A 24,561-nucleotide genomic window follows, 5' to 3' on the forward strand; every position below is an offset into this window, starting at 1 on the left:
GATTTTGTATGGAGCAACTTTATCACCGCCATATTTTGTTATTTTTATTTTAACAAATTAAAACGATGAAAGAACAAATATTATAAATAATTAAAAAGGCTGTCGAGGGTTTCTCGACAGCCTGACGAGGCGGAATCCCGCCTCGTTTTTTTTACTGATTAAAATAGGATTGTAAACCATGATAGATACTGTTTGCTACTTGTTCCTGATAAGAGTGGGTTGTTACATAGCGCCCTTCATAGGGGTTGCTCAAATAACCGAGCTCCAGCAAGGCGGCAGGCCTGTTGTTATTTCTGATCACTTGATAATTCCCTATACGGGTTCCCCGGTTTTTTATATGGAGAGAGCTATCAAGCACTTGATTGATACTTCTGGCTAAATCATGCTGATATCCATGATAATAATAGGCGGTCACACCGTTGGCGCTCCTATGCTGAGAGCTGTCATAATGCAGGCTGATAAAAGCATCCGCATTGTAGCTGTGAGAGGTGGACGTTCGGGCAGGCAGCGAAACAAAGTAATCCCCGGTCCGGGTCAGAATCACATTGGCGCCTGCAGCTTTCAGTTTCTCCTTCAGCCGCTGGGCTGTCTGCATTGTGAGCTGTTTTTCTGTGACCCCGGCACTATTGGATGTGCCCGGATCGTAACCACCGTGGCCTGCATCGATGACAATGGTTTTCCCGGCCAGGCCTGTACCTGCAGAAGAGGAAGAATGACCGGCCGACTTGGCAGGTGCTGCTGTTTTTTCAGTTGAAACCACCCAGCTGGCCACATAGGCGGTCTGCCCGCTTGCAAGTGTAATTTTATACCAGTCACCTTCCTGTCCGGCAATCGGGTATCTTTCACCGGCCGAGCCTTTCGTAACAACTGGTGCAGATAGATCGGCCCTTGCCCGTAAATTAGTGCTGTCTGTAGAAATATAGGCAAAGCCCGCGGATGGATGTTGATTTGTCTCCCCTGCAAAACGGATAAATTGCTTACTGATCCAGGCCTGTTGGTTTTGATACGTAATCTGTACCCACCCGTTGCTCTCGCTGTGGATCGTGACCGGGTCGCCGGAATGCAATTTTCCGATAATCGCTCCGGATAATGAAGGATGGCTCCGGACATTTACATCGTTTGCCGTTACCTGCGCTTGTTGTCCTCGGTTTGTATCTTTATTTTTGTTTGCTGTGCCTCCCGGACTTACAATATAGCCGGCCACCCAGCCTGTAGTACCGTTGGTAAGCTGAACTTGATACCACCCGAATTTTTCTTGGAGAACTTTTAGACGGTCATAGCGGTCTGCCTGTGCAACCACACTGGCTGTATCGGATGGTGCACTTCGGATGTTTGCCTTATGAACAGCTACTTGTACAGTACCGCCTGCTGCATCAGCAGATATCCAGGGAATATGTAATAAAACAATGAGCAAAGGGACTATGTAAAATATGAATCTTCTAATCTGGCTTCACCACCTATTTAAGGATTAGTTATGATTTTAGCATTTTTTGTCGCTTTGTAACGAAAAGTAATATACTTTTAAAAAAATTAAGTAAAAAGTCAGGTGGGACGCTAGGTCATAGATCTGTACCGTCCCGCTCATAGCAGGCTGCCGCAGGAAGGTAAGCCAGACAGACTGCTTCGATGTACCTGTTTTTGTCTGGTTCTGATTTCATTTTAGGTGGACGAGTCACTATGATTCTGTTTATTCCTAAATTGTAAATTTTGTTGAGGAGCAGTGGAAATGCTCGCAACCTTATGTTAGTCATCAGCCAGAAACTTTGAGGCAAAATGAGAAATAAAAGAGGCAGCTGTTTTGCCGGTGACATATTTTTGATGAGAATAAAAGATATTGGGAGGGTCGTTTCAATGAATGATAAACATGAGTGCAAAAACGGGAGAAATCATTCTGTGCTCCAGACGTGGATTTCTTATAAAGATTTCCAGCTCCTTCCGGAATTTCGGGAAGCTGATAATGACTTCCCGAAATCATAGGTCCCATTTGCCGGAGAGTAAAATATTTGAGAGATACAATCTGGATATCCTAAGAAGAACTCTAGTCTGCCTCACCTGGTAAACAATCCTTTTCGTAATGCAATTCAATACAAAACCTCCCACTGGCTTTTTGATTGACTTCCCCATCACAACTGATCATAAGACAGGCAATGGACCCTAAAGTGATTGACTTTGATTGGTCCTTTTCTGTTAACGTAAATAACTTCACGTTTGTACAGCTGCCATCGCATGAACACCCATAGCAGTCCAAATTAGCCCCTACCGTCATCACACAATTGCTTTTATTCATCACGGTAACCGACCCGGAGGGGAGAGGAGTGATTCCAATGGCTTTCCAGTAGGTTACAAACTCCCCATTGCAGTCTTGTTTTATATTTCCACAAATTTCATTCCCGACCAATCTCTTCTTACATGCTGTTACTTTATGGGGAACATCGTGGCAGTGAATAGGCGGAATGGAGTGATTCTGTTTTCTGATGTTCATCACCTCTATATACCTCATTGTCAGCATCTATGCTCATGATATGAAAAAAGTGTCTGTATAGGGTCTGTCTAGGCAGTTGCAGGTTACCAAAAAAATCAGGGCCCACTTCAATCAGTTCCTGCTCAGACGACACTGGGATACACGTACAAGCAAAAACAATTTTGATCAGTATACTAAATTAGTGCCAATGATATGGAAGCTTGGCAGACAAGTGCCAGGCCACAGAAAGGAGGGATACAATGTGTGCTGGATATTGTAGCCCGGACCGCCCGTTTGTGTCGGATGAAATCTGAGGTAATTTTAATACAAATACCCCGGCGACTGTTCCGGTGACCTGTCTATACGAAAGATCCGTCCCTTTTTATATCAGGCACGGTCAGTCTTTATTATGAACGTGGCGGACCCGATACGATTACAGCTACGGTAACGGATAGTACCGGTGGAACAACGAATCTTACAATTCCCAGTGGAAACACCATTTCACAGACCTTTGAAGATATTGATACAGTTACAATTGATACTGCCGGGGCTACCGGCAAATACTGTATAACGGCGAATTATCAACTTTAATTTATTAAGAAAAAAACCCTTGGCTAATCCCTAAAATTCAACTGAATTTTTGGGACTACACCTTTAAGGAATGGACAACCATCCCAAAGGAAAGGAGAAAACATTATGGGGCATTGCTGTTGTTCCTCATCTTCCTCTCCCCAAATCCAGTACTTTTTTTCTCAAACAGAAGGTACTTTACCTGTCCCATTTGGTGCAGGTGTTGAAACGACTGTCCTTACACTTCCTGTAACTACTGCATTTGATTTGCAAAATGTCAAATTGGACTATGCAGTTCAACTGGCCTTTTCAATTTCACAAGGGAGCAGTAACGTTGACCATGGAGTTCGTGTTCGCCTAAGAAGAAATGGAATATTGCTTGCTACCCAAACGTTTCAACAAAGTGGAGCCAGAAACTCTTCTAGTGCAGCGGTTCGGAGAGAACAGATTCCTAATACATGGGGGGACAGTGGGTCTCTCGCCGGAGTGAACACATATACCGTGACCGTTGAATATTTTCAACGTGCCAATAGTACGACCACCTTATCGGTAGAAACCCGCTCATTAAATGCCATTGTTTTTGATTAGCGATTTAAAGAAGGCAGCCATTAATAAAAAATCCAGAGATGTTTCCCATTAAGAAAACAAAGGCATGCATGACTTACGTTTAAATTCAATCATCAATAAATATAAACTTTACAAGTTGGTAACCGGGAATAATGGATTGCCCTCCTTGCCGCATGGATCATGGGAAAAAAATCAAAGTTATATATTTGTCTGAATATACCTACAAATCGTCCTTTTCCTTCCATATTCTCTTCATATTTCCAAGTCTTTTATACTAATTGAAATTCCTATTTCCTTCACAAGGTAGTATAATAGACCTAATTGACCAGATCGTTCCAAAAGGGGGGCAGCCTTCCTTGAAAAAAAATTTCCGGCTCCGGCTCACGTTGATTATGATTGTGTTTTCTATTTTTATCACCTTTGTTGTAGCCCTCATCGACCAGAAGAAATTAAGAAACAGTATTTTACAGGAGCATGAATTGAAGCTGGGTATGATCGAAGACAATATTCTCAGCTCGCTTGATTCAATTGATCAGGCGTATATGCTGTTTGATCAGGATATGGCAGCGGCGATGGAAGCCAATTCCCGAGAGCTGATCGGCTTATACGAAAAGAATCCTGATTTTAATGATTGGAATTTTCAGCAGTTAAAAGAGAAGTATGGGATGGATATATACATATTAAATGAGAATAATGTTGTGATACACAGCAGTGATGAGAGCGATGTCGGCATTGACTTTCGCGAGTGCTGCGCAAGTTTTTCCAACCTGCTGCAACAGCGCCGGCATGAAGGAGAATTTACCCATGATGGAATGGATATATCTATGGGCAGCGGTGAATTGAAAAAATTCAGCTACATTCCTACACCTGATAAAAAGTACATGATTGAGTTGGGCGTATCCTTGGAAAACGGCAGGATCTTTAAACATTTTAATTTTTTAAATGTCGGAAAAGAGTTGGAAGAACGGTTTCCCATGGTGGAGTCCATCAATGTATATAATAGTGGCGGATTTATATTGGGCAGCGCGAATAAAGGTGAAGAAGACCTTAGAAGTTCTATAGATCGGTGGGAGACTTTCCGCAATGCTTTAAAGAGCGGGGAAGTGACGGAAATCGTCAAGGAGATCAACGGCGAAAAAATTACGTATCATTATGTTCCGTATAAGGCAGAAACAGAAAGAGGTTATTCGACTAAACGGGTGGTAGAAATAGCTTATAACAAAGATGACTTGAATGACGCATTAAATCAGAGTCTGAAAGAGTTCTTCGCCCAGCTGATTCTCATTTTCGCGGCTGCGATTCTTATTTCACTGCTGATTGCACGCCAGATTGCCAGGCCGATGTACCTCGCTTTTCATGACAGTCTGACTGGCTTGGAAAATCGGGCGGCTTTTGAAGAGCTGCTCAAAGAATACCAGGCGAAAAGAAAAGGCGATCTTGCTTTAATGATGATTGATTTGGATAATTTTAAACTCGTGAATGATCAGTTGGGCCATAAAGAAGGAGATAAAATTTTAAAAACAGCCGCTCAGGAAATCCTGGCAACGATAGGAAAAGGCAATCATGCTGCGAGGCTCGGCGGGGATGAGTTTGTCGTGATTTATCCTGACATAGACGAAGAAAGTTTAAAAGATCTCGCTTCAAAGCTCATTGATCGAATGTATGACCGATTTTGGAGTATCCGTGAAAAATATCAAATTGATATTTCCATCAGTGTCGGCATTGCCATGGCAAGTGAGAAAGATGACGTTGAAAGCCTGTATGATAAGGCAGATCAAGCGCTCTATGAGTCCAAAGAAAATGGGAAGAACCAATATCATTTTTTTAAAATGAGCAGTTAAAAAGAGACAGTGCCAAATTCCGGCAACCGCTGGATTTTTAGCTCAGTCTCTTTTTTGATAAAGTCCATGGGATCTGCTCTCTAAGATCGTCAGTTTCCAAACAGAGGGTAAAGTACAATCTTTTAAAAATCCTCTTTGAGTGAAATGTCAGATGAACGGTTGTCTCCATTTCAGGTTATGGAGCCGCACTGACATGGACTGTGGGGCCAGACGTCTGAATCTGCTACTCCGTTAATCTCATATTTTTAAAAGGAAACAGGACAAATTTGCTTTTTCCGATAATCCGGTCTCTTTCAATAAATCCTAATGATAAACCGAACTGCATGCGGCTGTCGATGCTGTTAAAGCGGTTGTCCCCCATGACAAAATAGCAATTTTCCGGGACGATGAGTGGGCCGAAATCTTGGGTTAACTTTACTCCCTGCTGCTGTGCAGCCTTCTTGTGGTCCCGTAAATAAGGCTCTTCTGTCGGTTCTCCATTTATAAAAAGCTGATCATCTTCCATTGTGATTTGATCGCCGGGAAGACCGATAACTCTTTTGACATAATTCGTTTTTGTTTCATCTCCTTTAATAATGACAATGTCGCCTCGTTGTACGTCTCCTGTCCAGGAAACCGTTTTGCTGACAATAATTCTTTCGTGGTCATGAAGGGTCGGCTCCATCGAAGCTCCATCCACCACCATGGGGGAGAATAAAAAAGTTCTGATGACAAACACCAAAGCAAGAGCCAGCGCGATGGGCGGAAGCCAGCTGATGATTTTTTTGGGAGCCTGATTACGATGCATGACAAATCTCCTCATTCGTGTAATTCGTATTTTATATATATTTTCTCCGAAACTTTGATGACTTGCAAATAATTCCATCATCTTTTTTTCAGCAGCACCTTGTGGAATGTGTATGATTTTGTAGAATATCATTATGACTCAGTGAAAGGTTGAATGACATGTGGGAAGATTTTAAGAAATTTGCCATACAAGGAAATGTGCTGGACTTGGCTGTCGCAGTTGTCATAGGTGGGGCGTTTGGAAAAATTGTCTCTTCCTTGGTAGATTATATCATTATGCCGCTGGCCGGTGTCCTGCTGGGCGGCTATAGCTTTGAAAACCTATCCGTGACCATCGGCGATGCCGTAATCCAGTATGGAGCGTTTATTCAAAGTGTAGTAGACTTTTTCATTATTTCCTTAGCGATTTTCCTTTTGATTAAGCTACTGGTGCGATTGAAGCTTCAAAAGGAAGAGACTAAAACGGAGGAAGAAGAGGCGGAGGTTGATCCGCAAATTGAACTTCTGTCCGAAATTCGGGATTTGCTGAAAGAAGAAAACAAATTGAAAGGAACAGAATAAAAAGAACCACACTTGGACAGCCCCAAAAGTTAGATGTTCCACTACCCTTTTGGGGGCAGTCCCTGCCGTGTGGTTTTTTTTCTCTATTGTCAGCAGGCAGCTATCTTACCGCAACGCAGTATAAGTTGCTGGACCTGCTTTTATATGCGTTTTTGTATATTTTGAAGACTTATCTTATGCTTTGTAACTGAAGTTTGTGCTTTAAAATTGGATTCCGGCACTTTGGGTTCGAGTTTTACACTATGAAATTGGAATTCAATTTCGCGTTATGGACTCCGGAATTCGCGCAATGAATCTGGATTTCGCGCAATGGACTCTGATTTCGCGCAATGAATCTGGATTTCGCGCAATGGATCGGAATTTCGCACTATGGATCCAGATTTCGCGCAATGAATCTGGATTTCGCGCAATGAACTCCGGAATTCGCGCAATGAACTCCGGTTTCGCGCAATGGATCTTGAATTCGCGCAATAAATCGGAATTTCGCACTATGGATCCGGAATTCGCGCAATGAACTCCGAATTCGCGCAATGAATCTGGATTTCGCGCAATGAACTCCGAATTCGCGCAATGGATCTGAAATTCGCGCAATGAATCTTGAATTCGCGCAATGGATCTGAAATTCGCGCAATGAATCTGGATTTCGCGCAATGAACTCCGAATTCGCGCAATGAACTCCGAATTCGCGCAATGGATCTGAAATTCGCGCAATGAATCTGGATTTCGCGCAATGAACTCCGAATTCGCGCAATGGACTCCGGAATTCGCGCAATGGACTCCGGTTTCGCGCAATGGACTCCGGAATTCGCGCAATGAATCTGGATTTCGCGCAATGGATCGGAATTTCGCACTATGGATCCAGATTTCGCGCAATGAATCTGGATTTCGCGCAATGAACTCCGAATTCGCGCAATGGATCTGAAATTCGCGCAATGGACTCTGAATTCGCGCAATGAACTCCGAATTCGCGCAATGGACTCCGGAATTCGCGCAATGAATTTGGATTTCGCGCAATGAACTCCGGTTTCGCGCAATGGATCTTGAATTCGCGCAATGGATCGGAATTTCGCACTATGGATCCGGAATTCGCGCAATGAACTCCGAATTCGCGCAATGAACTCCGGATTCGCGCAATGGATCTGAAATTCGCGCAATGAATCTGGATTTCGCGCAATGAACTCCGGTTTCGCGCAATGGACTCTGATTTCGCGCAATGGACTCCGGAATTCGCGCAATGGACTCCGGAATTCGCGCAATGAATCTGGATTTCGCGCAATGAATCGGAATTTCGCACTATGGACTCCGGAATTCGCGCAATGGACTCCGAATTCGCGCAATGGACTCTGATTTCGCGCAAGGGATCTGAAATTCGCGCAAGGGATCTGAAATTCGCGCAATGAATCTGGAATTCGTGCAATGAATCTGAAATTCGTGCAATGAATCTGAAATTCGCGCAAGGGATCTGAAATTCGCGCAATGAATCTTGAATTCGCGCAATGGATCTGAAATTCGCGCAATGGACTCCGGAATTCGCGCAATGAACTCCGAATTCGCGCAATGGACTCCGAATTCGCGCAATGGATCTGAAATTCGCGCAATGAATCTGGATTTCGCGCAATGAACTCTGATTTCGTGCAATGGATCGGAATTTCGCGCAATGGATCTGAAATTCGCGCAATGAATCTGGAATTCGCGCAATGGATCTGAAATTCGCGCAATGAATCTGGATTTCGCGCAATGAACTCCGAATTCGCGCAATGGACTCCGGAATTCGCGCAATGAATCTGGATTTCGCGCAATGAATCGGAATTTCGCACTATGGACTCCGGAATTCGCGCAATGAACTCCGAATTCGCGCAATGGATCGGAATTTCGCACTATGGACTCCGGAATTCGCGCAATGGATCTGAAATTCGCACTATGGATCCAGAATTCGCACTATGGACTTGAAATTCGCACCTTGAACCCTGACTTCGCGCTATGACACGAACTTTGCACTTTGGGTCCAATTAATAATTATTTTTATTATTCAGCTTTGGAAGCTTGAATCTCCATGTTGATTTTTACCTCGTCACTGACAAGCACTCCGCCGGTTTCCAGCGGGGCATTCCAAGTCAAGCCGTAATCGCTGCGCTTCAGTGTGCCTTCTACACTAAAACCGGCTTTCTCGGCACCACTCATAGGATCTTTCATAACTCCCCCTGATGTGACAGTGAATGTTTCGGTTTTTGTGACGCCGTGCATAGTAACGTCCCCAGTGATAGCATATTGATCTCCTTGTTTTTCAACGGAAGCAGATTTGAATGTCAGGTTTGGATATTTTTCAACATCAAAGAAATCTTCTGTACGAAGGTGATTGTCCCGATCTTCATTTCCGGTATCAACGCTTGATACATCAATGGTGAATTGAATGTTTGCTGTTGTAAGATCTTCCGGGTCCGCTTGGATTTCAGCGCTAAACTCTTTAAATTCACCTTTTACTCTTGAAATCATCATGTGCCGGACCGAGAATTGTACCTCGCTGTGTGCTTTGTCAAGATTCCATGTTGAGACTGCCATTTTACACATTCCTCCTTAATTGGTTACATAAAGTAAGCTTATATACTTATTATAGTTAATGGTTATTTGTTTGTAAAGCCATTTTTGACAATGTATTCCATTCCCTTGATAATCACAGTAAACATCATTTTCCAAAGGGAGTGTGAAAGAAATGCGGATGGTGGATCTTATTGAAAAAAAGAGGGATGGTCTCGTTTTAACAGACGAAGAAATTCAATTTATTATTGATGGATATATAAAGGATGAAATCCCGGACTATCAAATGTCCGCTTGGATGATGGCAGTATTTTTTAAAGGAATGACCGCGGATGAGACGGCGGCTCTCACGATGGCGATGGCTCAATCCGGTGATCAGGTAGACTTATCAAACATTAAAGGGATAAAAGTGGACAAACATTCTACAGGCGGGGTCGGAGACACTACTACATTAATATTAGCCCCTCTGGTTGCGGCGGCCGGGGTCCCTGTTGCGAAAATGTCAGGCAGGGGACTGGGGCATACAGGAGGGACCATTGACAAGCTGGAAGCAGTTCCCGGATTTCATACAGAATGGCCCCAACAGGAATTTATTGAAATGGTAAATAAAAATAAGGTGGCTGTTGTCGGCCAATCAGGCAACTTTGCCCCGGCTGATAAGAAAATGTATGGTTTGCGTGATGTAACAGCTACGGTTAATTCTATCCCATTGATTGCCAGTTCGATTATGAGCAAAAAAATTGCCGCCGGTGCAGACGCTATTGTATTGGATGTGAAAGTAGGATCGGGAGCGTTTATGAAAGATATAAACAGTGCGCGTGAACTGGCCGGCGCCATGGTGGAAATTGGTGAGAAAGTGGGAAGAAAAACAGCAGCCGTGATTTCCGATATGAGCCAGCCGCTTGGCTATGCGGTCGGAAACGCACTGGAAGTGAAGGAGGCGATCGACACGCTGAAAGGGAAGGGCCCTGCTGATTTACATGAGCTTTGCTTGGTTCTCGGCTGCAAAATGGTCATGCTTGCGGGAAAAGCAGAGTCGGAGCAGGAAGCAAGGACTCTCCTGGAGGAAGCCATTACCAGCGGAAAAGCTCTTGAAGTATTCAAGGTTTTTTTATCAGCGCAAGGCGGGGACGCATCGGTTGTCGATTATCCGGAAAAATTGCCGGATGCCGAGTTCAAAATAAATGTTTGTTCTCCGGCAGATGGGTTTGTGGAAAAAATAGCTGCAGATCAAATCGGTATGGCAGCAATGCTGCTTGGAGCAGGAAGAGCCACAAAAGATGCTGTGATTGACTTGGGAGTCGGTCTTGTTTTACATAAAAAGATAGGGGCCAAAGTGAAAAAAGGTGAGGTCATCGCCACCATTCACAGTCAAACGGATCATATCGGGCTTTCTGAACAGAAAATTTTACAGGCGTACCAATTCTCAAGCACAAAACCCAACATCATTCCGCTGATTAAGGAGTGAATCCCTTTCTAATGCTGTCCGTTCATGATATGATAATTGAAAGAAGTTCTCAATTACAGCTTGGAGGTAGGATAACAGTGCTTGCAACAAACTCCATTGCGGAGATCATCCGCAACCGAACTACAGTGAAAACCGGCTTTATTGATAAAGAAGTGAGCCAGGAACTTGTGTTGTCCTTGCTGGAAGATGCAGTGTGGGCACCTACACACAAAACTAGGGAACCATGGCGTTTTATTTTTGTAAGCGGCTACCGGAAAGAGGTGTTCATTGAAGCTGTACTTCAATGCCAGGAACCGGCCAAACATTCAGCGACGAGAAGAAAGCTGGGAGAGGTACCTGCCTTCCTAATAACAGTAATGAATGCCGATCCGCGCCAAAAAGTGTGGGAAGAGGATTTCGCCGCCACGAGCTGCCTGCTGCAAAACTTTCAGTTGCTCGCCTGGGAACAAGAACTGGGCGTCTGCTGGAAAACGCCACCATATATTTATGAGCCTGCATTCCGAGAGTCGCTCGGAGTCCAGCCGGGGGAAAAAATTGTCGGTATAATCCACATTGGGTATTTTGATAAAGAAATTGTTGCAAAAAGAAAGCGGAACCGAACGAGTCCCGCTGCAAAAATGACTGCTTTTTAAATTTGATCTATGCCTTGCCCTGAAAGGGGGCAGGGTTTTTTAAGTTGTTGAAGAAACTCTAATTACTTTCATCGCTATAAGGTGCTTGCTGAGGAAAAAAGTGTCCGCTAGGAAGAAATACTTTCTAATGTATCGTGGATACTGTACTAGGGAGAAATACTGTCCGACTTAAAGCATTTACTGTCCACAAGGGAAGAAATACTGATTACTGTCCCCTTCAAAGAAAATACGATCCAATGCAGTGAGATTACTGTCCGCATCGAAGAAATACGTTCCAATGTAGTGAGATTACTGTCCCCTTCAAAGAAAATACAATCCAATGCAGTGAGATTACTGTCCGCATCGAAGAAATACGTTCCAATGTAGTGAGATTACTGTCCCCTTCAAAGAAAATACAATCCAATGCAGTGAGATTACTGTCCGCATCGAAGAAATACGATCCAATGCAGTGAGATTACTGTCCCCTTCAAAGAAAATACAATCCAATGCAGTGAGATTACTGTCCGCATCGAAGAAATACGTTCCAATGCAGTGAGATTACTGTCCGTATCAAAGAAAATACGATCCAATGCAGTGTCATCTGTCTGCAGAATACTGTCCAATGTAGCGTGGATTCTGTCCACAGTAAAAAATACTGCCCAACGGAGCACAGGTACTGTCCGCTCATATTGTTTACTGTCCACCGGCCAGGGCAAATGCCAGCCGCTCTCCAGTTAGTATCCAAATGTACATTCCTCCATTCTACAGGGATTCTGTCAAACCTTTTTCATTGACTCAGCCATTTCTTTTTTATATAGTTGAGGGGGTTAATTATTGATAGGGGGAACTAATTTTGAGTAATCACCAGCTGTTGTTTGATCGATTCATGATGATCATTCTGCACGGAAGGAAAGGCATGGCAACTCTGGTACCTGACCAGCTGTTGGAGGAATTATCACTTGAGCAGTTTCAGCTGATTCGCCTCGTGTACAAGAACGGGCCCATCCGCGCATCAGAATTGGCAGATATGCTTTTTGTACATAGAAGCGCGATCACTGTCCGAGTCGACAAGCTTGTTAAAAAAGGGCTGCTGGAACGCCAAAGAGATGAGGAAGACCGCAGAAATGTATTTTTAAATGTATCCGAAAAAGGAAAGACCTACTACGAAACACTGGAAAAAAAGATTAACGAATTTGTAGGATCGATTATTCAAGATATTCCAAAAGAAGATATGGAAAATTTTTTAAATGTGTTTGAGACTATTGCTTCTTATATTGAAAGGTTTGAAGGTGAACCGTCATGAAGGCCATTTTACGTTTCCGCTGGGTGGTTTTAGCTTTATGGGTAATTGCTGCTGTGATCTTAGTCATGACTTCCCCTAATATGAATCAGCTCGTAAGGGAAAAAGGCCAGCTGGCCATTGCTGACGATTATCCTTCGTCAATTGCCTCAGAAATTATAACCGGGCATTCCTCGGATGACAAAGGGACGGAATCGTTCGTCGCTGTGTTTCATGATGATACACAGCTTTCGGAGGCACAGTTAAAGAATATTCAATCAACGCTGGACCATGTAGAGGAGGAAAAATTTGAGCTGGGGATTCACGGAATCACTACTCATTTTGACGACAAGGAACTGGAAAGCCAGCTTGTATCCGAGGATGGAAGTACAGTGATTGTATTGCTTGACGTGGAAATGGAAGGACGGGAGTTGAGTGATTTCCGGGAACCGTTGGAGGCTGCCATCCAAACGAGTCAAGTGGACACTTACATGACGGGCAACGCACTGATTAATGAAGATGTCATTATTAGTTCGGAAAAAGGCCTGAAGAAAACAGAAATCATCACAGTTATTTTCATTATGGTTGTTCTTCTGCTTGTTTTCCGCTCGGCTGTGGCACCGTTTGTACCGCTCGTAACTGTTGGAATGACATATCTTGTCAGTTCTACCGCTGTCGCCTTTTTGGTGGATTTAATGGATTTTCCGGTATCCAATTTTACCCAAACTTTTATGGTTGCCGTTCTGTTCGGGGTCGGAACCGACTACTGTATTTTGCTTCTAAGCCGATATAAAGAGGAGCTGTCCGCGGGACAGGACATTCCATCTGCTATTGTAACGACATATAAAACAGCTGGAAAAACTGTCATTTACAGTGCAGTTGCAGTGATGATCGGTTTCGCATCCATCGGTTTTGCAACCTTTAAGCTGTATCAATCAGCTGTCGGTGTAGCGGTGGGCGTATTTGTTCTGATCATTGCATTGTTTACGCTTGTTCCGTTTTTTATGATGACTTTAAAGAAAGCACTCTTTTGGCCTGTAAAAAAAGATATTTCCCACAAGGAAAGCGGCTTATGGGGATGGATGGGGAACCTGGCCATTACGCGCCCTTTGATTGCGCTTGGTATCGTCGCCATTTTTACCGTTCCGCTCCTGGTCAGCTACGACGGCGAACTGTCGTTTAATTCCTTGGATGAGATTGGTGAAGAGTACGATTCAGTAAAAGGATTCAATCTAGTTGCCGATCGATTTGGTCCCGGTGAAATTATGCCGATTCAAGTAGTTCTGGAAAACGACGATTCTATGAAAACAAAAGAATATTTAACTCTGATCGAAACGATTGGAAATCAGATTGAAAAGCTTGATCACATAGATAAAGTCCGCAGTGTCATGAGACCCACGGGAGATAAAATTGAAGACATCTATGTTAAAAAGCAGGCTGATGAGCTCGGGAAAGGAATTGGTGAAGGGACAGAAGGCATTTCAAAAATTAAGGATGGCCTGAATGAAGCAGCTTCCTCCATCCAAGGGTCCAAACCTGACCTGGAACAGGCGGCAGCCGGCATCGGAGATTTGCAGGCGGGGACAAAAGAGCTGCAGTCCGGTGTTGGACAGCTTCAGTCTGCGTTAAGGGAAATAGAGAAAGGAATCCGCCAAGGAAGTACAGGTGCCGGTGAATTAAAAATTGGGGCAGCCCGGGCAGGTGAACAGGCAGCAGAGCTTCAGTCAGGGGTTCAGGAACTCCTCAGCGGCTATGAAGAAGCACAAAAAGGCCTGAACCAGCTGATGGCTGAGTATGAAAAAGTACCCGGCGGCCTCGAACAGGCCCAGCAGCAGCTTATGGGAATGGGCGAGCCGCTCAACAGCCTTATACAGAACCATCCTGAAATTGCGTCGGATCCCAACTTGGCTGATATTCAGTCAAGGTTAGAGAATGCGACAAGACAAGTAGCCACAGCAGGCGGTACAATCTCTGCACTCAACGAAGAATTAAGTAAAGTCCGGTCAGGCTTGGCAGAAGCCAACGGACACCTTTTGGAAGTTATCAACGGATTGGGACAGTTTTCATCAGGCTTGAAGGAAATTGAAAACGGCTTGGCCCAATTGGAATCGGGCCTGGGGCAGGCAACCGATGGCCAGCACCAGGTAGTGGAAAAAATGCCTGAGATTGCCGCCGGGATGGGCGAAATGGCTAAAGGGCAGGAACAGCTTCAGTCCGGCTTCGGGGAAATGGGTAATCAGCTTGACCAGTTAAGTGAAGGCTTGTCGCAAAGCAGTGAAGGACTCGATAAAATCGAGAACGGATTTGGAGAGGCGAAGGACCACCTGGATCTTATCGCAGCGGATACAAACCTTCAGCAATCCGGCATCTACATTCCCGATCAATTGCTGAAAGATCCTAATTTCCAGCGGGTGTACGATATTTACATGTCACCTGACGGAAAAGTTACTACCATGGATATCGTGCTGGATTCCAATCCCTACTCGAAGGAATCCATGGATATGATTGAAAACATCGAAGATACGATTGCCAAGACAGTCAAAGATACGAAATTGGAACAGGCGAATATTGGTATCGGCGGTGTGACCAGCATGAACCGGGACTTGGAGTCTATGTCTGACTCGGACTATACGAAGACGGTCACCTTTATGATGACCGGGATCGTACTGATCTTGATTATTCTGCTTCGGTCACTGATCATGCCGATCTACATTATTGCATCGCTGCTGCTGACCTATTTTTCATCCATTGCCATTACTGAAGTTATTTTTGTAAACATCATGGGCTATCCGGGAATCAACTGGGTGACTCCGTTCTTTGGATTCGTCATTTTAATAGCCCTTGGCGTGGATTACTCTATCTTTCTTATGGACAGATTTTCGGAATACAAGGAGCTGAACGTGAAAACAGGTATTCTGCTTGCCATGAAAAACATGGGGACCGTGATTATCAGTGCAGCCATTATTCTGGCAGGTACCTTTGCGGCGATGCTTCCGTCAGGAGTTCTTTCCATGCTCCAGATCGCCACATTAGTATTATCAGGATTACTGTTCTACGCATTGATCATTTTGCCGCTGTTTGTACCCGTGCTGGTGAACTTGCTGGGGAAAGCAAACTGGTGGCCCTTTATTCAAAGGAAAAATGATGCATAGAAAAAAGGGGCTGTCTAAAAAGCCCCTAAAATAAATCAGGAGGAGAAAATCGGATCGTTTTTCTCCTCCTGATTTTACATTTGTGGGCCGGGAGAGTGCGAATGCTCCCGTTTTTTTACAATCCTTCCAAAAAGCTTAATATTTTATAATAAAAATATTGGTGGCCGGCACTGTTCGGGTGCAGTCCATCCGGCATGTAGGTTGAACGAAACACGGGGTTTTTTGCATAAATCCCGCCTTCTGAATACATATCTTTGCAAGGGATGCCATAAAAAGCCGTTACTTCCTTTATCGCTTCGGCATATTGCCTTAATGTTTCCCCTCGGCTGTTCCACTCTCCTTCTTCCTTCCTCCATCTCGGCAGCGGAGTAATAGCACTCAATTGTTTTGTCGGATATTTTTTTACTAAAGCCTGAAAAAACAGGTGAAGAGCACCGTAAAAAGAATCGTTGTGCCGATCCTGAAAGGTACCGAGGTATTTGCTGCCAAGGCGAAAATCATTTGTTCCGCCGAACACGGTCACATAATCGGTTTCAATGGGAGTTCGCTGGAGTCTTTCCAAGAAAGTTTCCTGGACGGTAAAGCCCGTTCTGGAAATACCGTAGTTAAGGACTTCGCAACCGGTTTCCTCCTGAATCCACTGATGATATTTTTTTGTTTTTGGATGGTGTTTGCGATCTGTAATACTGTCACCAATAATCAGCCATTTTTTTCCGGCCAGGTGGGATCTATGCTTTTTAAACATACCGCACCCTCCATTCCATACCTGCTCTGTTATGCTATTATATCATTTGAGGAAGGGAGAGGCTGTATACGTGTCGGATTGATGAGGCATTTCAAGATACGGGCCGAATAGCCCGGGTTTTGACTGTCATCAGAGCAGTTTGAAGAATGGGTGCGCCGCTATGAAGAAGCAGACGTTTACCAAATGGAGGAAGAGGAGGAGATTCCGTGGGAGTGCTGTTTTTCCAGTGATTTGCCGCGCGCTGTCTATACGGCTGAACAGAGGGCATCCTGTCCGATCGTTAAGCTGCCGCTGCTCCGGGAGGTCCCGCTGGTCCCTTTCATAAAAACGAGTTTAAAGGTTCCTTATCCAATTTGGAATATGGCAGGCCGCCTTGCCTGGCTCGGCTCATGTTCTTCGCAGCCGGAAACAAGAAAACAAACAATCGAACGCGCGAAGAAGGCCGTTGCATTCATTGAAAAAGAAGGAAAAAGCAGTTTGGTTGTTACCCATGGATTTTTTCTCTATGTCCTGGCAAAAGAATTGGAAAAGAAAGGGTACACGGGTCCCCGAAAAAGGCGATTCCGAAATGGAGAACTCTCTGTCTATGAAAAAGGCGGAACTTCAGAAAACAGAGAATCCCGCCAAGCTATGAGTTGACCGGGAGATTCTGCAGTACGAGCATGCGGGAGAGACGGCAAATTGACGGCTATTTGGAACGGAACCGTTCCCTTAGTAATAAAAAAGAAAACGGGAATCACTCAGCCGTTTCCTGTTTACGGATAAGCAATTCCCCTTCACCACTTACTTTTATTTCATGTTTTCGGAAAAAAGACTCTCTTGCGGCAGCCTCATCCGGAAAGAAGGAGGAGGCGCCGATCTTTTGATATAAACCGCTCTTTTTAAACAAATCTACTCCCCAATCCGGCAAACCTGAAACAAGGACGGTACTCCCGGCCTTCTTGATGTTATCAATGATAATCGAAAGCTTATCTTCCCCGGTCGCATCGATCATTGTGATATGCTGCATATCCAGAAGGATTACTCGCGGCATTCTTTGAATAGAAGCCATCAAGGAATGTTCAAAGCTTTGGGCCGTCCCAAAAAATAAGGGTCCGCGGATGGTGAACCGCTTGATTTGGAAGTGGGCGGTTAAATCCAAGGTTTCCTGGCGCTGTACGTCCCGATCCACAATTTGCAGCTGCTCGCTTTTCTTTTTTACAAAAGAAAGGATAGCCAGCAAAAGCCCGACTTGAACAGCAACGGTTAAGTTGACAAAGACAGTCAGCAAAAAAGTGACTGACAAAACGATTGAGTCGCCCGTTCTCAATTGCAGGATTTGCTTGAATGATTGTAATCCGCTCATATTCCAGGCAACTTGCATGAGCAGCGGTGCCATGGCTGCAAGCGGGATATAGGAAGCATAAGGTGCGAACAGCAGCAATGTCAATAACACGAAAACACTGTGGATCATACCCGACAATGGACTGACAGCTCCTGACTTAATATTGGTGGCTGTCCGTGCAATGGCACCTGTAGCCGGAATTCCTCCGAATAGTGGCGCAGCAATATTTGCAACGCCTTGCCCAAAAAGTTCGCGGTTCGACCGATGGCGGTCGCCTGTCATCCCATCGGCAACAACGGCGGATAACAGGGATTCAATTGCTCCGAGTGCAGCAATGATGAGCGCTGGAGTAAAGAGCGTAACAATTTTTTCCCATGTGATGTTCGGGAATTGAAACTCTGGCAAGGATTGCGGAATACCTCCATACGCGGTACCTACGGTTTCAACCTGCTCCGGAAAGAGGAGTGTTGCGCATATCGTGGGGATCACCAATCCGACGAGCAATACAGGTACACGCGGAAAGAATCTTGGAACCAGCAGTATGACAAGAAGCCCCATGGCTGCAGTCAAAACACTATACCCGTTAAAATCCCCAAGGCCGCTGACAAATTCAATCATGTTTTGATGGAAATATTCATGACTGTCGAGCTGCAGTCCAAAGAAGTTTCCCAGCTGGCCTGAAAAAATGATCACAGCAATCCCGGTTGTAAACCCGATTGTTACTGATCTCGGGATAAAATGAACCAGGTTCCCAAGTTTGAAAAAACTCATGAGGACGAGCAGGACCCCGGCCATCAAGCCGGCAATCAGCAGATCCTCATAGCCATACTGAAGGACGATGGCAAGTAAAATCGGAATGAACGCTCCAGTAGGACCTGCAATTTGAAAGCGTGAGCCGCCGAGCAAAGATACAATGAACCCGGCAATAATCGTCGTATATATACCATATTCCGGCTTGACGCCGGATGCCATGGCAAAAGCCATTCCAAGAGGAATGGCTACAATACCGACAGTAATTCCGGAAATGAAATCTTTGCGGAGGCTTGCGGGCTGGTAACCTCGGAACCGATCGTCAGCAAACAATCCACAACACCTCAATAGCAATCTTTTCTATAAATTTAATAGAAAATGAATGTAATTTGTATAACTCATTCCATTATACATTGAAAACACAGGAAAATCAATAAGATTATTTAATAAACATACAAAATAATGTATAAATGAGAAAGGAAGCGATAGACAACTCCGCTTCCTGGATTTTTCATTGATTCTTTTTTCTTTTTTTGTTATGAAGTTTTTGTGCAGTGGTTAATGGTTCATTTTCTTCGATCTTTGCCCCAAAGTTCTGCTTCTTTTCGGGATTCATGCCTTCAATATTGCTAGATGTTCGTTTGTCCATCATGCATCACCTCCAAAAGGTATTTTTTCCCAAAAGGGCAGGAATTATTCCAGCCGCTGAAACCGGATTGTTACAAACCAGAATTAACAATATAGCCTAACGAAAATGTAGAGATGGTTGTTGGAAGAATAATCACGGATCCAATAGCTGAACCTAATTTTTTTTATAAAATTTTATGTGGTCTGAAAATGTGAAAAATCGGGAGTTTATCAGGTTTAGAAGCCCTTTTTCCTATACCTTTTGATCTAATAGTGAGAAAAAATTTACTTGTAAGCGTTGACAAGGATCGACATTCGAATTATGATGTTTACAAGTAATACCGGTCCTACCAGTTGGACATGTTGGAAGCGCATTCTTTTAAACAAGCAAATGAGGTTGATAGAGAGGGGCGTTTTATGAGTTTTCTAGTTTACATACCGCAGGATATAGAAAAAGAGGGGAAGGAATTCCTAAAAGAAAAAGGATATGATTATATCATCGGATCTGATCTCTCTCAGGAAACTTTAATAAGGGAGGTCAAGGATTGTGACGCCATTCTTACAAGGTCCAATGCGATGATTACGGAGCATGTGATCAATGCAGGCAAGAAACTCAAAGTAATTGCAAAGTATGGAGTCGGCCTCGACAATATTGATATTGAAGCGGCGACAAAAAGGGGCATTTATGTCACCAATACACCGGAGGCTAATGCGAATGTTGTGGCCGAACATGTGATGGCACTGATGCTGGCACTTTCCAAAAACTTACTCCCCATGGACAAAGAACTTAGGAAAGGAAACTTCGCTTACCGGACTGAACGCTTCAGCGTTGATCTGGAGCATAAAACGCTCGGAATTGTCGGACTTGGGAGAATTGGACGTCTTGTGGCAAAAAAAGCACGGTATGGTTTTGATATGAAAGTTATCGGCTATGATCCTTACATGACGGCGACCATACCGGAAATAGAAAAAACTGAAGACCTAAACGGGTTATTACAAAACTCTGACTTTATCAGTCTTCATCTTCCGCTCACAAAAGATACTAAAGGCGTGATCGGCAGTGAGCAGTTTAAATGGATGAAACCTTCCGCCTATCTGATCAATGCGGCGAGAGGCGGTGTCGTCAATGAAAACGATTTAGCCAAAGCTCTGAGAGAAGGTGTAATTGCCGGAGCGGGGATTGACGTCTTTGAGCAGGAACCGCCCAATCCGGACAACCCGCTGTTTTCTTTGGACAACGCCATCTTAACACCGCATAGCGCAGCCCTTTCAACAGAGGGAGCAGCCCGAATGTCTCTGCATGCAGCGATGCAAGTGGATGAGGCTCTCAAAGGAGAAATACCGAGGTGGGCTGTAAATGAGGTAACAAGCAAAACAAAATAATGAAGAACAGGAGTAGAAATCTTCCATCTTTACTCTCATTCGACCTTATTGGTCTTACCGGTCATACCAATTTTTGTTTTTGCTTTAGCCATAAAGGAGAAACAAATGGATAATTTATTATACAGTGACATTGTAAGAGAGCTTGAGAAAAAAATTATGACTCATGAATTTCAGGAAAACCACAAACTGCCATCAGAAAGAGAACTGGCTGCCCATTACCGCGTTAGCCGGAATGTAGTCAGGGAAGCCCTGACTGAATTAAGAGTCAAGGGGCTGGTGGAAATCAAGCCGGGAAAAGGGGTTTATGTCACCAAGCCCAATGAAGATATTGTCACCGAGTCATTGCAAAGAGTACTTCATACAAATGGGGTTACCCTTGAAAATATATTGGATGTCCGTGAGCAGCTGGAGATTTTAATTATTGAAACAGCTGTTGAAAACGCCCGGCCGAAGGGCGTGGAGGAACTGAGAAAGATTTTCTTGGAAATGGATAGAAGCAAGCGCAACATCCAGAAGTTTATTGAATGCGATGCTGAGTTTCATTTGAAACTGGCACAATCCACCGAAAATAAAGCCTTGTATGTACTGATCCATTCTTTTTTTGATCTGACAGAAAGAGAGCTTTTTAATATTACAACCTATACACCATCCAGCGTCCATGAAGCTCAGGAGCATCATGCACAGCTGCTGGAGGCAGTTGAAACAAGAGACAAGAAACTGGCGGTCAGTACCATTAAAAAGCATATGGGTTTGTTGAGAGATGAAATAAAGATGTTAAAAGAACAAGGATTATTAAATGAGGAGTGATTCGATGTTTATCAATGGTGAATGGAGAAAAACAGATCAAACGCTTGATGTAGTGAATCCGGCTACAGGCAAAACAGAGTATCAAATATATTCCGGAAATGAAAGCGATGTCGCAGAAGCGATCAAAGCTGCAAAGGATGCATTCCCGGCATGGTCAGAAAAAGCAGCCATTGAAAGAGCTGACCTGCTGTTTGATATCTATCACAGCATGCTGGAAAAGAAAGAACAACTCGCAGAAGTGATTACAAAGGAAATGGGAAAGCCGATCAGGGATGCCCGCGGTGAAGTCCAGTCTGCCATCGATTATTTCAGATGGTATGCAGAAGAAGCGCGCAGAGTATACGGGGAAACTATTCCTGCAAGCGCACCTGATAAGCGGATCATGGTCATCAAGCAGCCCATCGGTGTTGTCGGTGCAATCACGCCATGGAATTTCCCGCTTTCCATGATTGCCAGAAAAGTAGCTCCTGCTTTTGCTGCCGGCTGTACACTCGTTCTGAAACCGTCAAGCAAAGCACCGCAATCTGCGTTTGAAATGGCTAAAATTTTTGAACAAGTCGGCATTCCAAAAGGCGTGTTCAACCTTGTTATGGCTCCTTCATCTGTAGTGACTGAAGAACTGATGAACAGCAGAGATGTAAAGAAAATCACTTTCACTGGTTCTACGAGAGTCGGAAAGATGCTGATGGAAAAGGCAGCAAAAACAGTCAAGCGCATCTCCATGGAGCTAGGAGGTCATGCTCCGTTCATCGTATTTGAAGATGCAGATCTGGACCAGGCAGCACAGGACCTGCTGGCAACGAAATTCAGATGTTCAGGCCAAATGTGTACATCTACAAACCGTATTTTTGTAGCAGAGAGCGTTGCTGAAGCGTTTACTGAAAAAGTGGCCAATATCGTAAAAGACCTGAAGGTAGGGAATGGCTTGGATGATGAGACATCCGTAGGGCCTGTCATCGATAGCAATGCAGTGGAAAAAATCAAATCCCAAATTGATGATGCTGTGAACAAAGGTGCCAGCGTAATTGCCAATGAATTTGAATTAGCTGCAGACCTGGAAAAAGGAAACTTTGTCAATCCAACTATATTGACGAACGTGACACAGGAGATGGACATCTTTACCGAAGAAACCTTCGGTCCGGTAGCACCGATCATTACCTTCTCTTCAGAAGACGAATTGCTTAAAGTTGTTAACCATGAAGAATACGGATTGGCAGCTTACTTATATTCTAATGATATGTCCCGTGTCATCCGGATTTCTGAAAAACTGGAATATGGAATGGTCGGAGTCAACGATCCTCTTCCGTTCGTTGTTCAAAGCCCGTTTGGCGGTGTGAAAGAGAGCGGGATGGGCAAAGAAGGCGGCCATCATGGCATCGAAGGATATTTAGAGGAAAAATTGGTGGCTATTAAGTATAAGAGGTGAATCAATTGCGTTGGGATGTCAATGAGATTGCAATAGAAATGGAAAGACTGACCGTAGAGCTGGTCAATGTCAAGAGTGTAAACGGTACAGCGGGTGAAGTTGAGATAGCGGATAAAATTGAAAATATATTAAGAAGTTATCCTTATTTTGAGGAACACCCTCAGCAGGTATGGACAAAAACAGTAGACGACGATCCCCTGCAGAGAAAAAGTGTGCTTGCCCTTTTAAAAAGTGAGGAACCGTCCGATAAAACCATTCTCTTGCATGCACACACCGACACAGTGACCATTGATGATTTTGGGAGCCTGAAAGAATACGCTGCACATCCCTATGAGCTGATGGAGAGACTGAAAGAAACTGATCTGCTGCCAGAGGTTAGGGCGGACCTGGAATCAGGTGACTGGCTCTTTGGGCGCGGCTCGGTTGACATGAAAAGCGGAGCAGCTGCACATTTACTCGTACTAAAGTATTTATCTGAGAACAGACACGTATTTACAGGGAATATTTTATTCATGACGAACCCGATCGAAGAAACAACACACGGGGGAATCATCGATGTCCTTCCGGAGTTGGAAAGGCTGCAGTCAGAAGAGCAGATCGACTTTGAATGTGCGATTAATACGGACTTCGTGGGTCCTTTATACAAGGGAGATTTGACCAGGTATATCTATTTGGGATCTGTTGGAAAGTTGCTGCCGTCTTTTTATATCCGAGGCAAAGAAACACATGTGGGACAGGCGTATGAAGGATTGGATCCTAATTTAATAGCTTCCGAGATTACAAGAAGAATAGATTTAAATGCCGACTTGGCGGATGAGGCAGAAGGTGAAGTGACTCAGCCGCCGGTTACCCTGAAGCAAAAAGATTTGAAGCCAACCTATAACGTCCAGACACCTATTTCAAGTTTCGTGTATTTTAACTATTATGTGCATCAAATTACGCCTGATAAAATTTTGGATCAGCTGCAGGGTATAGCCAGAGAAGCCTTTGATGATGTGATTGAAACGTTGAATACCCAGTACAATAGACACTGTGAGAGGTCTGGAATGCAGTATAAGCAGCTGTCATGGAAGACAAGAGTGGTCACGTATGAAGAGCTGTATAACAAAGTTTTCGATCTTCATGGTGAAAAAGTAAATGAGCGTTTGAACAGGATCTTGGACCAACATGCAAAAGAGTTGGATCCTAGAGAAGTAGGACGTCTCATGGTGGAAGAGCTGCTGTTGCTCGACAACGACCAGTCACCGGTCATCGTGTTGTTTTTCGCCACCCCGTACGTTCCAAGAAACTTTGTTAAAGGAAAGTCGAAGAAAGAACAAGATTTGCTGGAAAAATTGAATGCGCTCATCCAGGAAACTGAAGCCGAGACGGGAGATACATTTGCAGTCCATAAATTCTTCCCATCGTTAACTGACAGCAGCTATTTATGTCTGGATGATACGGATGAAGAGGTCAAAGTGCTAAAGAGCAATTTTCCGGGAATGGACACCTTATACCCTGTACCGATTGAAAAAATTAGGAAGCTCAACATACCGGCCATGAACTTTGGCACATGGGGCAAGGATGCCCATAAAAAGACAGAGCGTGTCTATAAGCCTTATACATTCGGTGTACTGCCTTCCTTATTAAAGAATTATTGTTTAAAAGTATTAAATAAATAATCTGTGG

23 protein-coding genes and 1 pseudogene are annotated in these 24,561 nt (G+C 44.1%); 14 read left to right on the forward strand and 10 right to left on the reverse strand.

Annotated features, from left to right (window positions below; genetic code table 11):
• Window positions 1-151: 151 nt before the first annotated feature.
• The gene (locus ACFSCZ_RS05150; RefSeq protein WP_380772713.1) at window positions 152-1,414 is read right to left on the reverse strand and encodes an N-acetylmuramoyl-L-alanine amidase; all 1,263 of its coding nucleotides are present in this window, start codon (window positions 1,412-1,414) and stop codon (window positions 152-154) included.
• Between the two features lie 437 nt (window positions 1,415-1,851).
• On the opposite strand from ACFSCZ_RS05150, the gene ACFSCZ_RS05155 reads away from it, so the two are divergent.
• Window positions 1,852-1,977 carry a hypothetical protein gene (locus ACFSCZ_RS05155; protein WP_380772714.1) on the forward strand — a complete coding sequence of 42 codons (126 nt, stop codon included), beginning with the start codon at window positions 1,852-1,854 and terminating at the stop codon, window positions 1,975-1,977.
• A 61-nt stretch (window positions 1,978-2,038) separates the two neighbouring features.
• On the opposite strand, the gene ACFSCZ_RS05160 is transcribed toward ACFSCZ_RS05155, so the two are convergent.
• On the reverse strand, window positions 2,039-2,482 hold the full coding sequence (locus ACFSCZ_RS05160; RefSeq protein WP_380772794.1) for an S-Ena type endospore appendage: 444 nt from the start codon (window positions 2,480-2,482) through the stop codon (window positions 2,039-2,041).
• 348 nt (window positions 2,483-2,830) lie between these two features.
• On the opposite strand from ACFSCZ_RS05160, the pseudogene ACFSCZ_RS05165 reads away from it, so the two are divergent.
• From ACFSCZ_RS05165 to ACFSCZ_RS05175, 3 genes and pseudogenes are all read left to right on the forward strand, one after another.
• Window positions 2,831-3,052: pseudogene (locus tag ACFSCZ_RS05165) on the forward strand (S-Ena type endospore appendage); the annotation flags it as partial.
• Window positions 3,053-3,157: 105 nt separating this feature from the next.
• Window positions 3,158-3,619, forward strand: a complete 462-nt coding sequence (locus tag ACFSCZ_RS05170; protein ID WP_380772715.1) for a hypothetical protein — start codon at window positions 3,158-3,160, stop codon at window positions 3,617-3,619.
• Between the two features lie 335 nt (window positions 3,620-3,954).
• Complete coding sequence (locus ACFSCZ_RS05175) at window positions 3,955-5,439, forward strand: GGDEF domain-containing protein (protein WP_380772716.1); 1,485 nt, start codon at window positions 3,955-3,957, stop codon at window positions 5,437-5,439.
• A 223-nt stretch (window positions 5,440-5,662) separates the two neighbouring features.
• Here the strand turns inward: ACFSCZ_RS05175 and lepB are convergent, their stop codons facing one another.
• Window positions 5,663-6,226 (reverse strand): signal peptidase I, encoded by a 564-nt coding sequence (lepB, locus tag ACFSCZ_RS05180; protein ID WP_380772717.1) that lies wholly within the window; start codon window positions 6,224-6,226, stop codon window positions 5,663-5,665.
• A gap of 158 nt (window positions 6,227-6,384) precedes the next feature.
• Here lepB and mscL point away from each other — a divergent pair, with 158 nt between their 5' ends.
• On the forward strand, window positions 6,385-6,786 hold the full coding sequence (gene mscL / locus ACFSCZ_RS05185; protein WP_380772719.1) for a large conductance mechanosensitive channel protein MscL: 402 nt from the start codon (window positions 6,385-6,387) through the stop codon (window positions 6,784-6,786).
• Between the two features lie 255 nt (window positions 6,787-7,041).
• Here the strand turns inward: mscL and ACFSCZ_RS05190 are convergent, their stop codons facing one another.
• The 3 genes from ACFSCZ_RS05190 to ACFSCZ_RS05200 form a co-directional block, all read right to left on the reverse strand.
• Entirely contained in the window at window positions 7,042-7,275 is a 234-nt protein-coding gene (locus ACFSCZ_RS05190; RefSeq protein ID WP_380772720.1) for a hypothetical protein, read from the reverse strand.
• Window positions 7,275-8,603: a hypothetical protein gene (locus tag ACFSCZ_RS05195; RefSeq protein WP_380772721.1), complete on the reverse strand. Its 1,329-nt coding sequence runs from the start codon at window positions 8,601-8,603 to the stop codon at window positions 7,275-7,277. The genes ACFSCZ_RS05190 and ACFSCZ_RS05195 overlap by 1 nt, the downstream gene beginning before the upstream one ends.
• Window positions 8,604-8,811: 208 nt before the next feature.
• Window positions 8,812-9,345: a YceI family protein gene (locus tag ACFSCZ_RS05200; protein WP_380772723.1), complete on the reverse strand. Its 534-nt coding sequence runs from the start codon at window positions 9,343-9,345 to the stop codon at window positions 8,812-8,814.
• 151 nt (window positions 9,346-9,496) lie between these two features.
• On the opposite strand from ACFSCZ_RS05200, the gene ACFSCZ_RS05205 reads away from it, so the two are divergent.
• Both ACFSCZ_RS05205 and ACFSCZ_RS05210 read left to right on the forward strand, forming a co-directional pair.
• Window positions 9,497-10,789 carry a pyrimidine-nucleoside phosphorylase gene (locus ACFSCZ_RS05205; protein ID WP_380772725.1) on the forward strand — a complete coding sequence of 431 codons (1,293 nt, stop codon included), beginning with the start codon at window positions 9,497-9,499 and terminating at the stop codon, window positions 10,787-10,789.
• Window positions 10,790-10,866: 77 nt separating this feature from the next.
• On the forward strand, window positions 10,867-11,421 hold the full coding sequence (locus tag ACFSCZ_RS05210) for a nitroreductase family protein (RefSeq protein ID WP_380772726.1): 555 nt from the start codon (window positions 10,867-10,869) through the stop codon (window positions 11,419-11,421).
• A 413-nt stretch (window positions 11,422-11,834) separates the two neighbouring features.
• On the opposite strand, the gene ACFSCZ_RS05215 is transcribed toward ACFSCZ_RS05210, so the two are convergent.
• Window positions 11,835-12,116 (reverse strand): hypothetical protein, encoded by a 282-nt coding sequence (locus tag ACFSCZ_RS05215; RefSeq protein ID WP_380772727.1) that lies wholly within the window; start codon window positions 12,114-12,116, stop codon window positions 11,835-11,837.
• Window positions 12,117-12,253: 137 nt separating this feature from the next.
• Here ACFSCZ_RS05215 and ACFSCZ_RS05220 point away from each other — a divergent pair, with 137 nt between their 5' ends.
• Window positions 12,254-12,703 (forward strand): MarR family winged helix-turn-helix transcriptional regulator, encoded by a 450-nt coding sequence (locus tag ACFSCZ_RS05220; protein ID WP_380772728.1) that lies wholly within the window; start codon window positions 12,254-12,256, stop codon window positions 12,701-12,703.
• Window positions 12,700-15,831: an MMPL family transporter gene (locus ACFSCZ_RS05225; protein ID WP_380772729.1), complete on the forward strand. Its 3,132-nt coding sequence runs from the start codon at window positions 12,700-12,702 to the stop codon at window positions 15,829-15,831. The genes ACFSCZ_RS05220 and ACFSCZ_RS05225 overlap by 4 nt, the downstream gene beginning before the upstream one ends.
• Before the next feature lie 115 nt (window positions 15,832-15,946).
• On the opposite strand, the gene ACFSCZ_RS05230 is transcribed toward ACFSCZ_RS05225, so the two are convergent.
• Window positions 15,947-16,576 (reverse strand): SGNH/GDSL hydrolase family protein, encoded by a 630-nt coding sequence (locus tag ACFSCZ_RS05230; protein ID WP_380772731.1) that lies wholly within the window; start codon window positions 16,574-16,576, stop codon window positions 15,947-15,949.
• Between the two features lie 150 nt (window positions 16,577-16,726).
• Between ACFSCZ_RS05230 and ACFSCZ_RS05235 the strand changes: the two genes are divergently transcribed.
• The gene (locus tag ACFSCZ_RS05235; protein WP_380772732.1) at window positions 16,727-17,215 is read left to right on the forward strand and encodes a histidine phosphatase family protein; all 489 of its coding nucleotides are present in this window, start codon (window positions 16,727-16,729) and stop codon (window positions 17,213-17,215) included.
• A gap of 97 nt (window positions 17,216-17,312) precedes the next feature.
• On the opposite strand, the gene ACFSCZ_RS05240 is transcribed toward ACFSCZ_RS05235, so the two are convergent.
• Together ACFSCZ_RS05240 and sspO are read right to left on the reverse strand one after the other, a co-directional pair.
• Window positions 17,313-18,983: a SulP family inorganic anion transporter gene (locus tag ACFSCZ_RS05240; RefSeq protein ID WP_380772733.1), complete on the reverse strand. Its 1,671-nt coding sequence runs from the start codon at window positions 18,981-18,983 to the stop codon at window positions 17,313-17,315.
• Between the two features lie 178 nt (window positions 18,984-19,161).
• Complete coding sequence (gene sspO / locus ACFSCZ_RS05245) at window positions 19,162-19,302, reverse strand: small acid-soluble spore protein O (RefSeq protein WP_380772734.1); 141 nt, start codon at window positions 19,300-19,302, stop codon at window positions 19,162-19,164.
• Window positions 19,303-19,694: 392 nt separating this feature from the next.
• On the opposite strand from sspO, the gene ACFSCZ_RS05250 reads away from it, so the two are divergent.
• The 4 genes from ACFSCZ_RS05250 to ACFSCZ_RS05265 all read left to right on the forward strand — a co-directional run bounded on the left by ACFSCZ_RS05250 (window position 19,695) and on the right by ACFSCZ_RS05265 (window position 24,554).
• Window positions 19,695-20,660 (forward strand): hydroxyacid dehydrogenase, encoded by a 966-nt coding sequence (locus ACFSCZ_RS05250; protein ID WP_380772735.1) that lies wholly within the window; start codon window positions 19,695-19,697, stop codon window positions 20,658-20,660.
• Window positions 20,661-20,765: 105 nt separating this feature from the next.
• Window positions 20,766-21,467, forward strand: a complete 702-nt coding sequence (locus ACFSCZ_RS05255; RefSeq protein ID WP_380772736.1) for a FadR/GntR family transcriptional regulator — start codon at window positions 20,766-20,768, stop codon at window positions 21,465-21,467.
• 4 nt (window positions 21,468-21,471) lie between these two features.
• Window positions 21,472-22,893: an NAD-dependent succinate-semialdehyde dehydrogenase gene (locus ACFSCZ_RS05260; RefSeq protein ID WP_380772737.1), complete on the forward strand. Its 1,422-nt coding sequence runs from the start codon at window positions 21,472-21,474 to the stop codon at window positions 22,891-22,893.
• A gap of 5 nt (window positions 22,894-22,898) precedes the next feature.
• A complete protein-coding gene (locus ACFSCZ_RS05265) occupies window positions 22,899-24,554 on the forward strand; it encodes a M20/M25/M40 family metallo-hydrolase (RefSeq protein WP_380772738.1) in 1,656 nt (551 codons plus the stop codon).
• Window positions 24,555-24,561: the final 7 nt, after the last annotated feature.

Source organism: Siminovitchia sediminis, assembly GCF_042680885.1.
In the GTDB taxonomy this organism is placed as follows: Bacteria; Bacillota; Bacilli; order Bacillales; family Bacillaceae_C; genus Siminovitchia; species Siminovitchia sediminis.

Coding starts and splice junctions, on each gene's coding strand:
- sspO (WP_380772734.1), bottom strand. CDS start 19,302: ATGATGGACAAACGAACATCTAGCAATATTGAAGGCATGAATCCCGAA.
- ACFSCZ_RS05170 (WP_380772715.1), top strand. CDS start 3,158: ATGGGGCATTGCTGTTGTTCCTCATCTTCCTCTCCCCAAATCCAGTAC.
- ACFSCZ_RS05205 (WP_380772725.1), top strand. CDS start 9,497: ATGCGGATGGTGGATCTTATTGAAAAAAAGAGGGATGGTCTCGTTTTA.
- lepB (WP_380772717.1), bottom strand. CDS start 6,226: ATGCATCGTAATCAGGCTCCCAAAAAAATCATCAGCTGGCTTCCGCCC.
- ACFSCZ_RS05200 (WP_380772723.1), bottom strand. CDS start 9,345: ATGGCAGTCTCAACATGGAATCTTGACAAAGCACACAGCGAGGTACAA.
- ACFSCZ_RS05260 (WP_380772737.1), top strand. CDS start 21,472: ATGTTTATCAATGGTGAATGGAGAAAAACAGATCAAACGCTTGATGTA.
- ACFSCZ_RS05225 (WP_380772729.1), top strand. CDS start 12,700: ATGAAGGCCATTTTACGTTTCCGCTGGGTGGTTTTAGCTTTATGGGTA.
- ACFSCZ_RS05160 (WP_380772794.1), bottom strand. CDS start 2,482: ATGAACATCAGAAAACAGAATCACTCCATTCCGCCTATTCACTGCCAC.
- ACFSCZ_RS05155 (WP_380772714.1), top strand. CDS start 1,852: ATGAATGATAAACATGAGTGCAAAAACGGGAGAAATCATTCTGTGCTC.
- ACFSCZ_RS05255 (WP_380772736.1), top strand. CDS start 20,766: ATGGATAATTTATTATACAGTGACATTGTAAGAGAGCTTGAGAAAAAA.
- ACFSCZ_RS05230 (WP_380772731.1), bottom strand. CDS start 16,576: ATGTTTAAAAAGCATAGATCCCACCTGGCCGGAAAAAAATGGCTGATT.
- ACFSCZ_RS05250 (WP_380772735.1), top strand. CDS start 19,695: ATGAGTTTTCTAGTTTACATACCGCAGGATATAGAAAAAGAGGGGAAG.
- mscL (WP_380772719.1), top strand. CDS start 6,385: ATGTGGGAAGATTTTAAGAAATTTGCCATACAAGGAAATGTGCTGGAC.